The organism is Limnofasciculus baicalensis BBK-W-15, from assembly GCF_024178385.1.
In the GTDB taxonomy this organism is placed as follows: Bacteria; Cyanobacteriota; Cyanobacteriia; order Cyanobacteriales; family Coleofasciculaceae; genus Limnofasciculus; species Limnofasciculus baicalensis.
Genome location: NZ_JAMZMM010000134.1, coordinates 1 through 15,173, shown reverse-complemented (window position 1 = coordinate 15,173; position 15,173 = coordinate 1). Strand labels below are relative to the sequence as shown.

The window sequence follows — 15,173 nt, the reverse complement described above, 5'->3', positions numbered from 1 at the left end:
TTGCTATGCTGGCGATCGGGTGTCTCATACATCTCATAACCCCTACCCTCCAGTCCATAGCCCCTAGCCCCATAAACAATCAAGTCTCAAGTTATTCTCAGGAGAAAAATATGCCTAAGCTGCAAGAAGTATCCCAAATTTCCGCCCTCTCCCTCCCCCAATCGATAGCCACAGGAAGTGTATCCGCCACAGAATTGCGCCCTTGGGGTTCCTTCACAGTTTTAGAAGAAGGAAGAGGCTATAAAATCAAGCGCATAGAAGTCAATCCCGGCCACCGCCTCAGCCTGCAAATGCACTACCATCGTAGCGAACACTGGATTGTTGTCAGCGGTACAGCCAAAGTGGTTTGCGGAGAAAGGGAATTAATTATTCACCAAAATCAATCTACTTACGTTCCCCAAGGCAATGTTCACCGTCTGGAAAATCCTGGTGTGATTCCCCTAGTTTTAATTGAAGTTCAGAATGGCGAATACTTGGGAGAAGACGATATTACTCGCTTTGAAGATGACTACTCTCGCGGTAAGCCTCAAGACAAATAATCGCTAATGGGTAAAATCGTTTTGTTAGCGCAGCGGAACGAAATCCGTTTTGAGATAAGATTTGTACAGCAATAGTCAGATAGATTTAGGGCAATAACCATCCACAAATCTCTACCGATCGAGAACAAGGGGCTGCCATCCCCTTGTTACCCCATTAGCCACTCCCCACCGCCTGATACGGCATCCGCTGTTCCACTTCCCACTCCCAACTCCCCGGAATAGTTCTCAGTTTTGAGTTCTCAGTTTTCAATTAAAACTCATTCCTCAAAACTCAAAACTTAAAACTCAAAACTGTCTTCCCCACTCCCCATCTATGATTACTCTAAGTAAAGCTGCGATAAATGAGATAAAACGTCTTAAGTTGAAGCGTCAGAACCCAGATGCCAGATTGCGACTAGGAGTTCAAAGGGGAGGCTGTGCGGATCTTTACTACACAATGGATTTTGATGAAGTGGTCAAGGAAGGCGATCGCATTTCCGACTGTGGTGGCATTTCCGTTATTGTAGATGGACAGAGCTGCGAGTATATTCTCGATTTGAGCTTAGATTACTCAGAAGATCTCATGGGCGGCGGGTTTCGCTTCCATAACCCCAAAGCGCTAGAAAGCTGCGGCTGTGGTAATTCCTTTAGGGTAGAAGGATAAGGGCGAACGCTGAAGGCTTAAGTCTGGCAGGGCTGCGTAAGTCATATCTGATATACCTTTAATCATACCAATATGGCTTCACAAAAAAAAATATTTGACAATAGTTCCCAAAGTTCGATACAATCAGAATTTGTCAATCGTTAGAACTATAAAGGAAGCTGTACGCGCCGTAACTCATGCCCACTATTCAGCAGCTCATTCGGAGCGAACGCGCCAAAGCCAAGAAGAAAACCAAGTCGCCTGCACTAAAAGAATGTCCGCAGCGTCGGGGGGTATGCACGAGAGTCTATACAACAACCCCCAAAAAACCGAACTCAGCCCTGCGGAAAGTAGCAAGGGTTCGCCTGACTTCGGGTTTTGAAGTGACGGCTTATATTCCAGGTATTGGTCACAACTTGCAAGAACACTCCGTTGTCATGATCCGGGGAGGACGTGTCAAGGATTTGCCCGGAGTCCGATATCACATTATCCGGGGTACTCTGGATACTGCCGGAGTGAAAAATCGCCGTCAGGGTCGTTCCAAATATGGAACTAAGCGTCCCAAGGAAGGTAGTGCCAAATAAGGTAAGGTCAAGTAAAGTAAGAATCCTAGGACAAAATCATTCACCTTGGCAAGAGTTTTCTTTCGCCTTGGGTTAGTGAGGAGTCCTTCCAATCATGCTGCTTGCACCTAGATGTCATTAACTACTAACATATTTTAGTTAGTATGTTGAACTCCTTGGCTGATGATTAGCTTTAGCAAAAAATAAATCTAAGCATCAGTGGAAAAGATGACACTAACTAAAGATTGAAGGATAAATAATGAAGAGTCATCCTTCTCTCATACTTCATCCTTCACTCTTCACCCTTAAGTTAATGGTTGTCTAGTTGAAAAACTAGCAATTAAACCTGAATTCACAAACCTACAAAGGAAGTGTTACCCCTTGGGTAATTGTTTGACTGTCGCTATTGTTTCTTTTTTTTAGTCTTAACTTATGTCTCGTCGTGCAGTTATTAAAAAACGTCCGGTTCCCCCAGATCCGGTTTACAACAGTCGTCTAATCAGCATGTTAGTTCGACGACTAATGCGTCATGGGAAGAAATCAGTAGCCCATGGAATTATATATGACGCAATGAAAATCATTGAAGAACGAACTGGGGCAGATCCAATAGTCACATTTGAAAAAGCAATTCGGAATGCGACACCTTTGGTTGAAGTAAAAGCCCGTCGGGTTGGAGGTGCGACTTATCAAGTGCCCATGGAAGTCCGTTCAGATCGAGGAATCGCCCTAGCAATGCGGTGGTTGATTCAATTTTCCAGAAGTCGGGCAGGAAAATCGATGAGCAGCAAATTAGCGAACGAGTTAATGGATGCCGCCAATGAAACCGGAAATGCAATTCGCAAACGGGAAGAAACTCATCGGATGGCAGATGCAAACAAAGCATTTGCTCATTATCGCTACTAAACTCACGATTGATGTCTTTTGATGTCAGTCAGTAAATAGAGGATTTTGACTATCCCTTTTGAGTGCGGCTCAAAGAATCTTCCTCTCTTGAGAGCGAAGAGTGTTAAAAGTGCGCCTAATGCCTAAAAGTTTAAGGGAAAGTATAGAATTGTAAACGGATAGCTCGTGAAAACACTCGCGGCACCAGAAAAAGGAGGTAATTGTGGCACGCACCATCCCGCTTGAAAGAGTACGCAATATTGGCATCGCTGCCCACATTGATGCGGGCAAGACAACAACAACAGAACGAATCCTGTTTTACTCAGGAATGGTTCACAAAATCGGTGAAGTCCATGAAGGAACAGCCGTGACAGATTGGATGGAGCAAGAGCGGGAACGGGGAATTACCATCACCGCAGCAGCCATCACCACTAGCTGGAACGACCATCGGATTAACATCATTGATACACCAGGCCACGTAGACTTCACGATTGAAGTTGAGCGTTCAATGCGGGTATTGGATGGCGTAATTGCCGTTTTCTGTTCCGTGGGTGGAGTACAACCTCAATCAGAAACTGTGTGGCGACAAGCGGATCGCTACAAAGTACCGAGGATTGCCTTCATCAACAAAATGGATCGCACCGGAGCCAATTTCTACAAAGTACACGATCAAATCCTCGATCGCATGAGGTGTAATGCTGTAGCGATCCAAATTCCAATTGGAAGTGAAAGCGACTTGAGAGGAATTGTCGATTTGGTGAAGATGCGAGCCAAAATTTATGCCAACGACTTAGGGACGGATATTGAAGATACAGAAATTCCCGAAGAAGTCAAAGAATTGGCAGATAAGTACCGCGCGAAATTGATTGAGTCTGTTGCCGAAACAGATGACGTATTAACTGAGAAGTACCTCGAAGGCGAAGAATTAACCGAAGCCGAAATCCGTAATGCACTAAGAAAAGGCACGATTAATGGAACCATCGTCCCTGTAATGTGCGGCTCGGCATTTAAAAATAAAGGCGTTCAATTACTATTGGATGGTGTTGTCGATTACTTACCCGCTCCCATTGACGTGGCGGCTATTCAGGGCACGCTACCCAATGGCGCGATCGCAGAAAGACCACCAGATGACAACGCCCCGATGTCAGCTCTTGCCTTCAAGATTATGGCAGATCCCTTTGGACGTTTAACCTTCTTGCGGGTTTACTCTGGAGTCCTCAAAAAGGGCAGCTATATCCTCAACTCCACCAAAGATCAAAAAGAACGGGTATCGCGATTGATCGTGCTGAAAGCCAACGATCGCATTGAAGTAGACGAGTTACGAGCAGGTGACTTGGGTGCGGCAATTGGGTTGAAAAATACCTTTACAGGCGATACCATCACCATGGAAGACAGTCCCATTGTTCTGGAATCTCTCTTTATTCCAGAGCCTGTGATTTCAGTGGCGGTGGAACCAAAGACCAAACAAGATATGGAGAAGCTTTCCAAAGCCCTCCAATCCTTGTCAGAAGAAGACCCCACCTTCCGCGTCAGTGTTGACCAAGAAACCAACCAAACCGTAATTGCGGGGATGGGTGAACTCCACCTAGAAATTCTGGTGGACCGGATGCTGCGGGAGTTTAAGGTGGAAGCTAATGTGGGCGCACCCCAGGTGGCTTACCGCGAAACCATTCGCAAAGCGGTGAAAGCAGAAGGCAAGTTTATTCGCCAAAGTGGTGGTAAAGGTCAATACGGTCACGTCGTAATTCAATTGGAGCCAGGAGAAGCAGGTACTGGCTTTGAATTTGTCTCCAAAATTGTAGGCGGTTCGATACCAAAAGAGTACGTGTCCCCCGCTGAACAAGGGATGAAAGAAGCCTGCGAATCCGGGATTGTAGCTGGTTATCCAGTTATCGATCTGAAAGCCACTTTAGTAGATGGGTCATTCCATGAGGTAGACTCTTCGGAAATGGCATTCAAGATTGCTGGATCAATGGCAATTCAGAACGCTGTAAAGAACGCTTCACCCGTTCTATTAGAGCCTATGATGAAAGTTGAGGTAGAAGTGCCAGAAGACTTCCTTGGTGATGTCATGGGCGACCTCAACTCCCGCCGTGGTCAAATTGAAGGCATGGGTTCTGATGCCGGAATTGCTAAAGTTTCTGCCAAAGTTCCACTGGCAGAAATGTTTGGTTATGCTACGGATATCCGGTCTAAGACTCAAGGTCGGGGTATATTCTCGATGGAGTTTAGCCACTACGATGAGGTGCCTCGCAATGTGGCTGAAGCAATCATCGCCAAGAACAAAGGGAACGCATAAATAAGCATAAGCAAAGGAACAATTAATTCATGGCACGCGCAAAGTTTGAACGGAATAAACCCCACGTTAACATCGGTACAATTGGTCACGTAGACCACGGCAAAACAACGCTGACTGCTGCTATTACCATGACATTGGCAGCACTAGGTCAAGCAACAGCAAAGAAATATGCTGACATTGATGCGGCACCAGAGGAAAAGGCGCGGGGTATTACAATTAATACCGCTCACGTTGAGTATGAAACGGCAGATCGTCACTACGCTCACGTCGATTGTCCAGGACACGCTGACTATGTGAAGAACATGATCACGGGTGCTGCACAAATGGATGGAGCTATCCTAGTGGTGTCCGCTGCTGATGGCCCAATGCCTCAAACACGGGAACATATCCTGCTAGCCAAGCAGGTGGGTGTACCTAACCTGGTTGTCTTCCTGAACAAGCAAGACATGCTTGACGATGCAGAACTTTTGGAGTTGGTTGAATTAGAGGTTCGGGAACTCCTCAGCAGCTATGAATTCGACGGCGACAACATCCCCATTGTGGCAGGTTCCGCTTTACAGGCAGTAGAAGTAATGACTGCTAACCCGAAAGTTATCAAGGGTGAGAATGAGTGGATTGATAAGATCTATGCCTTGATGGATGAAGTGGACAGGTACATCCCCACACCTGAACGGGATATTGACAAGCCGTTCCTGATGGCAGTGGAAGATGTCTTCACCATTACTGGACGCGGTACTGTGGCTACAGGTCGGATCGAGCGTGGTAAAGTCAAGGTCGGCGATGAAGTTGAGTTAGTCGGACTAAAAGACACAGTAAAGAAAACCGTCACCGGAATTGAGATGTTCAAGAAGAGTCTCGAAGAAGGTATGGCTGGAGACAATGCTGGAATTCTCCTCCGAGGTGTTGAAAAGAAAGACATTGAACGCGGGATGGTAATTGCCAAACCAAAATCGATTACCCCTCACACTCAGTTTGAATCTGAAGTGTACGTCCTCAAGAAGGAAGAAGGTGGTCGTCACACTCCTTTCTTCGCCGGATACCGCCCTCAATTCTACGTCCGCACCACGGATGTGACCGGAACCATCAAGGCTTATACTGCTGACGACGGCAGTACTGTGGAGATGGTGATGCCAGGAGACCGCATCAAGATGACAGTGGAACTGATCAACGCCATCGCTATCGAACAAGGAATGCGCTTCGCTATCCGTGAAGGTGGTCGCACTATCGGTGCTGGTGTCGTTTCTAAAATTCTGAAGTAGCGCTGTTCTAGCTTAAGCAGGGGCAGAAAAGTCTCAACTTTTCTGCTCCTTATTAATGGCAGGGAAAAGAAAAAATAAATTTAGCTTTTCCCATACCTCATTCCTTATTCACCTTTATTCAGAACCTAGACAACTAAAAAAATGGCAACAATTCAGCAGCAAAAAATTCGGATTCGTCTTAAAGCCTTCGATCGGCGACTGCTCGACACATCTTGCGAGAAGATTGTCGATACCGCTAATCGGACAAACGCCACAGCAATTGGTCCGATTCCTCTACCCACAAGGCGTAGGATCTACTGCGTGTTGCGATCGCCCCACGTTGATAAAGATTCACGAGAACACTTTGAAACACGAACCCACCGACGTATCATCGACATTTATCAGCCGTCTTCTAAAACTATTGATGCTCTGATGAAACTGGATTTGCCTGCGGGTGTTGATATTGAAGTCAAGCTATAGTTATTAGTTATTGGTTATTGGTTATTAGTTATTGGTTATTAGTTATTAGTCCTTTATTGATAAGCTGGGTAATGGCTAATAGAAGACGGGATCGCGGCTAATCGGGAACAAACCGATCTCGATCCTTTAGCCTCTAGCCTCCAACCTCTAACCTTTAACCCATAACCAACGACAAATAACCAATAACATCCGTTAAAGTAGGAAAAGAAGCGCAATTATTCTTTTAACCAAGGCACAATGGCATCCTCTTCCTCAATTGCTGTGAGAGAACTTCCGTTATTTCCACTACCTGAAGTGGTTCTATTTCCAGGCCGCCCTCTCCCCCTCCATATATTTGAGTTTCGCTACCGAATCATGATGAACACGATTTTGGAGAGCGATCGCAGATTTGGAGTCTTGATGTGGGACTCAGTTCGAGGTGAACCCGCCGCAGTTGGTTGCTGTGCGGAAATTATTCATTTCCAGCGTTTGCCCGATGACAGGATGAAAGTTTTGACTCTAGGGCAGCAGAGATTTCGAGTTTTGGAGTACGTTAGAGAAAAACCATATCGAGTTGGCTTAGTAGAATGGATTGAGGATCGACCCCCAGAAAAAGACTTGAGAGAAATGGCGAGAGAGCTGAGGCAATTGCTACGAGATGTTGTCCATCTTTCTTCTAAGTTGGCTGACCAGAGAATAGATTTACCCGAAGACCTCCCGGATCTCCCCATTGAACTATCTTACTGGATTGCTAGCAATCTTTACGGTGTGGCCTCCGAACAACAAGCACTCTTGGAAATGCAGGAAACTCATAAACGTCTGGAAAGGGAATCGGAAATCCTCAGCTCGACTCGCAATCACTTGGCAGCCCGTACTGTGCTTAAGGATGTTTTTAATTAAAGTATTAAGGATGAAGTATGAAGGATGAAGTATGAAGGCTGAAGTCTAAAGGATGAAGTATGAAATTCGTTTTATCTGATAACTTGTACCAATCGCAACAAGCCAAAGCGATTGGAAATCGCGGCTAGACAAACTAAGTCCGCCTTCGCGGACTAATGTCAACTCTGTAGCTTTGAAACCTGCGGAGGCAGGTTTTGTTTGTGTAGATGCGGTTTTAACCGCCTTCTGGAGAATGGTGCAAGTTATGAGTTTTATCCTTCAACCTTCAACCTTCATCCTTCATCCTTCAACCTTCATCCTTCATCCTTCATTGGTTAATAGGTAAGACATTGTAACTACCAAAGATTTTAACTATTTCGGTATGAGAAGCTAATTCTGAGAGAGCCTCTTGAACAGAATTAACAGAAGCATCTGCTTCCAAATCAATAAAGAAAATGTACTCGCCAAGAGAGCGCTTAGTAGGGCGAGACTCAATCCGACTCATATTAATCCCTCGATTCGCTAATACTTGGAGGGGTTTGACTAAAGAGCCAGGTACATCAGAAGAGCTGAATGCTAAAGAAGTATGACTGCCACCTGGAGACGGCTGTAAACTCAGTACCCAGAATCGAGTGCAGTTATCGGGATAGTCATTGATAGAAGAAACCAAGATGGGTATATTGTAAAGCCGTGCAGCTCTAGCAGATGCGATCGCGGCTGTAGTATAATTATTCTCTAAATACTTTAGAGCTTGCACTGTAGAACTAGTTGGCACTAATTGGACTGACGGCAAAAATCTTTCCAACCATCTTTGACATTGACCTAAAGGTTGGGGATGAGAATAAACTGTTTTGATTTCCTCCAGACTAGACGCTTTTGAAAGGAGGGTATTTTCAATTGGTAAAACCAGGGCTTGTTGAATTTGTAGTCCTGACAATTGCCAGAGGGTATCTAGGGTAAGCGCCACGTTACCTTCAATTGAATTTTCTACCGGGACAACAGCTAATGTCGCTTCTCCTTGCGCTACCACCTGTAAAGCTTGGGCAATTGTGGGATAAGGACGTAACAAATATTCGCCAATTACTTCACTTGGTAGAGTTCGCAAATAAGCCTGGGTAGCCGCTTCTGCGTAAGTACCAGGTGGTCCTAAATAGGCTATGGATATTGACATAAAATATTACTTTATCAAATACTTCGCTTTTACGGGTGTAGTTGGCAATGTCGATCTCTATTCCTGCAAATCATCTCTTACAGCATATCCCTACATGTCTTTAAATGACTATGTATTTAATCAATATTTACACTAATGTATCCAGCGCACCCATTGAGAAATATTAAGTTAGATGTGGTTATACGATCTAAACTGAGTCACGACCCCGGTAAAATGAGAAATTACTCGCTAATCGCTGAAATAGTGTAAAGTAAATTTAAGTAAACTCAAACTTATCAAGATTTAAAGCCGACGAGGAAGAGCTATTGGCGATGAGCTGTTTGGCTATATCCAGAATTTCCTTATGGCTGTCCCCTAGATCTATCTATGGGTAATGAAATTAAACCAAATTGATCTATTGACAAATATCCCCTTATGTACAGCCATTTTTTTGCATCCCAATCAGTTGAACTCACTGTACCGGAACAGCCTATTCCGATTCAGCACTATTTACGTCAGCCTCAACGCCTAGTGTATGCGATCGCGGATCGGGATCGCATAGAGCAACTCGATCGAGATCGCTTCGCCCTGAAAATGCGCCCGATAAATTTTCTGACATTAAGTTTTCAACCAATAGTTGAATTAAGAGTATGGGCGGATGCTAACGGTGCAGTAAACCTGACATCTGTCGGCTGTACAATTCCCGGATTAGACTATATTAATCAACGCTTTGCTCTCAACTTAAAAGGAAAACTTTATCCGACTTACCATAATGGAGTAACTCGACTAGTAGGTAGAGCAAATTTAAAAGTTAGCGTTGATGTACCATTTCCCCTATCTCTGACTCCCTCACCAATTATAGAAACAACAGGAAATGGGTTACTCAAAAGTATTTTGGTCAGAATTAAGCAAAAATTAATGCACCAACTACTATTAGATTATAGTCAATGGGCTAGCAGGGATAGTCAAAATATGAGTATAGCCTCCATTACTAGTGCAACTACTATTACTTTATAATATAAAAATATCATATTGAGAGCGAGGAGGAGAAATCAAACTTTTCAGGAGAAACTGAATTGAATGGTGTTCCTCACAAAGAACCAACTATAGCAAAGTTTTTCTTCCTTTTTAACTCCAATTAAAAAGTAAAATTGAACCTCTAAAAAAAACTTTGCGTACCTTTGCGTTTACCTTTGCGCCCTACTCTGGCGAGAAGCCGCTGCGCGTCTATGCGTAAAAAAAAAATCAAAAGTATGGGGCAACGGATTTGGTAACGGATGTAACGGATGGGGGAGCGTCAGCATTTGGATACAAGATTTGGGTGAAAGTCAAATGCGATTGCCCAAATGCTGTGCTAACGTCCCTACATTATTGATTATTAACTTTGCAACTGTGCCAACAAAGAACGAGTTTCTTCTGTTTTCAAACGCGGTCCAAAATTACTAACCAACTTTCCAGCAGCTAAAGATCCTAACTCAGCAGCCTGAGTAAAACTCATACCATGAGTTAGTCCATAAAGTACAGCGCCAGCATACATATCTCCCGCCCCAACGGTATCTATCGCTTTGACTGGGATGGAATCTATTTCAATAATTTCTTGTCCATCAAATATCATAGACCCTTTCGCACCACGGGTAATCGCAAAACACTTACTAAGCTGTTTTAAGTAGTCAATTGCCACCGTAATATCCTCAGTTTCAGCCATTTTCAGGGCTTCACTTTCATTAGCAAAGAGGAAATCCACACCCGAACTAATTATTTCTAGCAATCCATCCTTGAAGAACTTTACCATGTTAAAGTCGGATAGAGATAGAGATACATTTCTACCTGCTGCTTTGGCTATTTCTCTGGCCTTAATTGCCGCCAATTTGCTAGCAGCACCCGTCACCAGATACCCTTCAATGTAGGTGTATTTGGATTGTGCGATCGCATCTGCTACTAATTCTGTTTCTGAGAAGCTAGCCGAAATGCCCAGGAATGTGTTCATGGTACGATCCGCATCAGGAGTCACAAACACCAAACATTTCCCTGTAATACCTGTTTCCAAAGGATGGTGCTGTAAGTTTGTGTCTACATTAGAGCGGAGCAAATCCTCAAGGTAAAACTTTCCAGGCTCATCATTGGCGACTTTACAAGAATAAAAGGCTTTCCCACCAAACTGACTAACTGCAATTACCGTATTCGCCGCCGAGCCTCCACCTGCACGCTTCATGGGGTGACTATCTAAGTGTGTCAGAATTTGATCCTGACGATCTTCTTCAATTAAAGTCATCACGCCCTTATCGATTCCCAATTCCTGAAGTATCTCGCCAGAAACTTCTAATTCGATATCCAACAGAGCATTCCCCAGACCGTATACGTCGTATTGTGTCATAAGACTTCCTATTCAGTGTAATTGCGATCTATCTTATATCTGTAGGGTGTGTTAGCGTAGCGTAACGCACCATTTCAACTATAGCTAGGGACTTTCTTGCTGGGGGCTAGTGCAGGTTGGCAGCAAATTTCCCATCAGTTGTAAGCAGGGGATCAGGGGATCTCTTGAGCAGGGAGCAGGGGAGAAAAAACCACTATCAATGAAACTGGTGAGAAACTTCTGCCGCGCTGCACTAGGGGAAGAAAGGAAGAGAATCAAGGGTTTCAGGAATTTAGCATGTCTTAACCGCCCTGGCGGTTGCTATATCTGACAGTTTTTCACCCATCAGCTTTACTTTTTCTCCGTTAATCTAAAAGACAGACGGTGCATAGCTGAAGGTCCGTATTTTTGTAGCGCTAACCGATGTTTTTCGGTTCCGTAACCTTTATTAGCTGCAAGATCGTAATGTGGATACTTAATCGCCCAACGATCGATCAAATCATCCCGCCATACTTTAGCGACAATACTAGCAGCAGCAATTTCTAGAGATCGCGCATCTCCTTTAACCATTAGTTGCTGTGGTATTGGTAAATCTAAGATCGATTGTTTGCCATCAATAAGACAAATATCCGGCTTTAATTTTAGCTTGAGAATAGCTCGTTTCATAGCTAAAAGAGAGGCTTGTAAAATATTAATCTTGTCGATTTCATCTCTGGTGGCATAACCAATTTTCCAATCTAATGCCAACTCTTGAATTTGTTTAGCTAGTTTGAGCCGTCGCTTCGCAGACAGTTGCTTGCTATCTCTTACACCAGCCAAGGCAAGTTGAGGCAGAGTAGATGGGGGCAAAATAACTGCCGCTGCTACTACTGGTCCAAATAAAGCCCCCCGTCCAACTTCATCTACGCCTGCTACCAATCCGCGATCGCCAGATATATCTGGTAGTTCACAATAGTTGGATTGGTTGTTTGTCATTGGTTATTTGTTGTTGGTTGTTGGTTATTGGTTATTGGTTGTTGGTTGTTGGTTGTTAATTATTGGTTAGCTCTTGTCAAATAAATAACAACTATGATAGGACTTACGCACCCACACCCGATCTACTTGTAATGGTGCGTTAGCTACGCATAACACACCCTACAGACAGATGCTTTGCGTAAGTCCTAAACAAACAACAAACAACTAACAACTAACAACTAACAACTAACAACAAATCACCCAATTGTTAAATCGTCGCCATCTATTGCTGAAGAACGGCGGCGGCGGCGGCGAATCAGGGGAGGACTGTTTTCTGATTCACTCTGAATCGTCGGCTCCCTTTGCTCTATAGGTGGTTCAGATTCATCAGATTCGATAGAGAAGTCTGCCTCTATTTCTGGATTTAGTGATGAGAAAAATTGGTTACTCATAGCACTAACGCCAGAATATTCTTCAGAATCTTCAGAATCTTCAGAATCTTCAGAATCTTCAGAATCTTCAGAATCTTCAGATTCTACAGGTGTTTTTGTTGATAAATTGGTTTGTTGTCCCTCTCCAGGAAGTACCACCGATAGAATTACTGATTTGGGGTTTCTGATGTCTTCATCTAAGCGTACCAGAGGAGAAATACCCATCAGGGCATAAACATCCTGTTCCTCTGTCGTCATCTCGACACAAACCACTTTTGGCGGTTCAATTTCCCTCGGCGACTTGATAATTTGAGATTTCGGGTATCGTTCGCCGGAGTCTAATATAGGAGAGCGCCCCCCCATTCCTAAGTCATCTGGAATACTATTACTCCTTGGGATTATTGTGCGCGGCGATAAAGATAAGGAACTGATTGATGGGCGATCAATATCTTCCCCTAAATCTGAACTAGGTTGAGGTATAGGATTCATCCGGGTACCAATTTTGGCAACGGGTTCTTCCTTGGCTACTGGTTCATCAAGCTGACGACGGCGGCGACGGCGAGTATTGACTCCCCCTCGTTCCTGATAATTTGGATGATACATCAGGTCAAGATCGTCGGTATCGTTATCGGTGGGGATATCAAAGGAGTCAGAGAAATTTTGGGTTTGTGATGCCTTCACATCCAATGGTGCAGGAGGCTCAATCATCTCTCTCGCTGGCGGTTCCCACTCGTCAGGCAGAGAAATTGTATGCCCTAAACCGCCACAGGCGCTACAAGTTTTACCAAACAACTCGTAAATATTTTGACCTTGGCGTTTACGGGTTAATTCTACTAGGCCAAGTTCGGATAATTGAGCGATTTGAGGTCTAGCTTTGTCGGCTTTTAAGGCTTTGTTGAAATGTTCCAACACCTGTAATTGATCCCGGCGCGTGTCCATGTCAATGAAGTCAATGACGATGACACCAGCGATGTTACGGAGGCGGAGTTGGCGGGCGATTTCCGTGGCGGCTTCGCAGTTAGTCCAGAGTACAGTTTCCCGCGCTGTTGCCGATCGCGTAAAGGAACCGGAGTTAACATCAATTACAGTGAGGGCTTCTGTGGGCTGGATAATAATGTAGCCGCCAGAAGGCAAATCGACTCTGGGCTTGAGGGCTTCCCGAATTGCTGCATTGACTCGGAAATAATCGAGAATGGAAATGCGATCGCGATGATGATCGATCAAAACCCCTTCTGGTGCTTTCCCGCCACTCCAGCTTAATAAATGCTGCTTCACCCGCTTCACCCCGGTATGGGAATCGACGACAATGCGATTCACATCTGAGGTGTACATATCTCGCAGCACGCGCTGAATAAAGTCATCATCGCGACTTAATAATGAGGGCGCTCTGGTAGAGCTTGCTTCTTGCTGAATCGCTTCCCATTGTTTTTGGAGGGTATCCAAATCTTCGATAATCGCTTCTTCGGCTCTACCCTCTGCTTCTGTCCGAACTAACAATCCCATCCCAGGGGGTTTAATCAGAATCGCTAGCGCCCGCAGACGATTTCGTTCGTTTTCGCTCTTAATCCGTCGGGATAAATTGACACCTCGTCCATAGGGCATTAGGACTAAATATCGACCAGGTAAAGTAATATTTCCCGTCAGCCGAGGTCCTTTGTTACCTGTCGGCTCTTTCATCACTTGGACTAATACTTTTTGCTGGGGCGTGAGTAGTTCAGTAATCGCACCAGCCCGACGTTTCAGCCGCAATGGACCTAAATCTGTGACATGAATAAAGCCATTACGATCTGGATCTCCGATATTAACAAAAGCTGCATCAATTCCCGGCAATACATTTTCGACCACGCCCAGATAAATATCACTTACCTGGTGGGTTCCAGTAGCAACGATTAGTTCTTGAATTTGATCTTCCCAAAATACGGCAGAAAGCCGATGTTGCTCTGCAATAATAATTTGCTTTGGCATTCAATTTCCTCAAAAATTGGCAGCACGCTTAGGTACTGAGGTTTTTGTTGTTTTTAGATTCTAGATTGACCTAATATTGAAATGAAGTACGAAGGATGAAGGATGAAGTATGAAGGATGAAATTGATTTTCTGAATAAATTCGGGAGATGACCATTATTGTTGTTACGCAATAATTCTGACTTTACGAATAACTAAATTCGTTTGTCTCCGTAAATTATTTTGTAATTTTTTACCCTTCATCCTACCATCCAGAAACGCTAAAAGCGTAGAGCATTCATCCTTTATTCGATCGAGATTCTTTTCACTACTTGTGTGACCGATCGATAATCCCACATCTGATATGGTCAATCTAAACTGTTGATTATCCCTCTGGCTTTGGCTACCCAATATAACTGTGTTAGCGAAAACTCTAGCTTTCCTTAAAAACTAAAGAGAACGGTTTAGTTAACTCCGATTGACTCAAGGCAACTGATTCTAACAATAGCCTGAGATCAATTCTTACCCAATGCAATTGGTAGCCAATGTCATAAAAAACCTTCGTCGTGGGAAACTCCGTGTATGCGAGACCGGAGAGGAACACGCGGTAGCGGTTTTAACCGCCTACCCCTGTTCGGGGTGGAGGGGTATGGTTGCCCCTCCTTGGAGATATGGTTGTCTCCTCCCCATTGCTGGGTAAAGTTAGCTTTGCCAATGTTATCAGCAGCTCTGTTGGGCTTGCAGCACTGTTTCAGGGACCTTAAAACTGTTTAACTGCAAACGACAGAGCATGGGACTAGCTACGCATCCCAGGGTGTCGTGACTCAAATAACGTAGTCAGTGGTTGACTTAGGCTGGTAAG

At 44.4% G+C, this 15,173-nt stretch carries 14 protein-coding genes; 9 read left to right on the top strand and 5 right to left on the bottom strand.

Features of this window, described 5'->3' with window-relative positions:
* Positions 1-110: 110 nt before the first annotated feature.
* The 8 genes from NJ959_RS14520 (at position 111) to NJ959_RS14485 (ending at position 7,502) form a co-directional block, all read left to right on the top strand.
* Complete coding sequence (locus NJ959_RS14520; protein WP_254012468.1) at positions 111-539, top strand: phosphomannose isomerase type II C-terminal cupin domain; 429 nt, start codon at positions 111-113, stop codon at positions 537-539.
* A 313-nt stretch (positions 540-852) separates the two neighbouring features.
* Positions 853-1,182: a HesB/IscA family protein gene (locus tag NJ959_RS14515; RefSeq protein ID WP_254012467.1), complete on the top strand. Its 330-nt coding sequence runs from the start codon at positions 853-855 to the stop codon at positions 1,180-1,182.
* Between the two features lie 176 nt (positions 1,183-1,358).
* Positions 1,359-1,745 carry a 30S ribosomal protein S12 gene (gene rpsL / locus NJ959_RS14510; RefSeq protein WP_254012466.1) on the top strand — a complete coding sequence of 129 codons (387 nt, stop codon included), beginning with the start codon at positions 1,359-1,361 and terminating at the stop codon, positions 1,743-1,745.
* A gap of 411 nt (positions 1,746-2,156) precedes the next feature.
* Positions 2,157-2,627 (top strand): 30S ribosomal protein S7, encoded by a 471-nt coding sequence (gene rpsG / locus NJ959_RS14505; RefSeq protein WP_254012465.1) that lies wholly within the window; start codon positions 2,157-2,159, stop codon positions 2,625-2,627.
* 202 nt (positions 2,628-2,829) lie between these two features.
* The gene (fusA, locus tag NJ959_RS14500; RefSeq protein WP_254012464.1) at positions 2,830-4,905 is read left to right on the top strand and encodes an elongation factor G; all 2,076 of its coding nucleotides are present in this window, start codon (positions 2,830-2,832) and stop codon (positions 4,903-4,905) included.
* Positions 4,906-4,934: 29 nt separating this feature from the next.
* A complete protein-coding gene (gene tuf, locus NJ959_RS14495) occupies positions 4,935-6,164 on the top strand; it encodes an elongation factor Tu (RefSeq protein WP_254012463.1) in 1,230 nt (409 codons plus the stop codon).
* Between the two features lie 141 nt (positions 6,165-6,305).
* A complete protein-coding gene (rpsJ, locus tag NJ959_RS14490; RefSeq protein ID WP_015185938.1) occupies positions 6,306-6,623 on the top strand; it encodes a 30S ribosomal protein S10 in 318 nt (105 codons plus the stop codon).
* Between the two features lie 237 nt (positions 6,624-6,860).
* Entirely contained in the window at positions 6,861-7,502 is a 642-nt protein-coding gene (locus NJ959_RS14485; RefSeq protein ID WP_254012462.1) for an LON peptidase substrate-binding domain-containing protein, read from the top strand.
* Positions 7,503-7,809: 307 nt separating this feature from the next.
* Here NJ959_RS14485 and pheA read toward each other — a convergent pair whose 3' ends face one another.
* Positions 7,810-8,652 carry a prephenate dehydratase gene (pheA, locus tag NJ959_RS14480; RefSeq protein ID WP_254012461.1) on the bottom strand — a complete coding sequence of 281 codons (843 nt, stop codon included), beginning with the start codon at positions 8,650-8,652 and terminating at the stop codon, positions 7,810-7,812.
* A 414-nt stretch (positions 8,653-9,066) separates the two neighbouring features.
* Here pheA and NJ959_RS14475 point away from each other — a divergent pair, with 414 nt between their 5' ends.
* The gene (locus NJ959_RS14475) at positions 9,067-9,648 is read left to right on the top strand and encodes a DUF1997 domain-containing protein (RefSeq protein ID WP_254012460.1); all 582 of its coding nucleotides are present in this window, start codon (positions 9,067-9,069) and stop codon (positions 9,646-9,648) included.
* 361 nt (positions 9,649-10,009) lie between these two features.
* Here the strand turns inward: NJ959_RS14475 and NJ959_RS14470 are convergent, their stop codons facing one another.
* The 4 genes from NJ959_RS14470 to NJ959_RS14455 all read right to left on the bottom strand — a co-directional run bounded on the left by NJ959_RS14470 (position 10,010) and on the right by NJ959_RS14455 (position 14,683).
* Complete coding sequence (locus tag NJ959_RS14470; protein WP_254012459.1) at positions 10,010-11,005, bottom strand: adenosine kinase; 996 nt, start codon at positions 11,003-11,005, stop codon at positions 10,010-10,012.
* A 330-nt stretch (positions 11,006-11,335) separates the two neighbouring features.
* Positions 11,336-11,959, bottom strand: coding sequence for a ribonuclease HII (locus NJ959_RS14465; RefSeq protein WP_254012458.1), 624 nt, complete (start codon positions 11,957-11,959; stop codon positions 11,336-11,338).
* Positions 11,960-12,195: 236 nt separating this feature from the next.
* Positions 12,196-14,334, bottom strand: coding sequence for a ribonuclease E (rne, locus tag NJ959_RS14460; RefSeq protein ID WP_254012457.1), 2,139 nt, complete (start codon positions 14,332-14,334; stop codon positions 12,196-12,198).
* 163 nt (positions 14,335-14,497) lie between these two features.
* Positions 14,498-14,683: a hypothetical protein gene (locus NJ959_RS14455; protein WP_254012456.1), complete on the bottom strand. Its 186-nt coding sequence runs from the start codon at positions 14,681-14,683 to the stop codon at positions 14,498-14,500.
* Between the last annotated feature and the right edge of the window lie 490 nt (positions 14,684-15,173).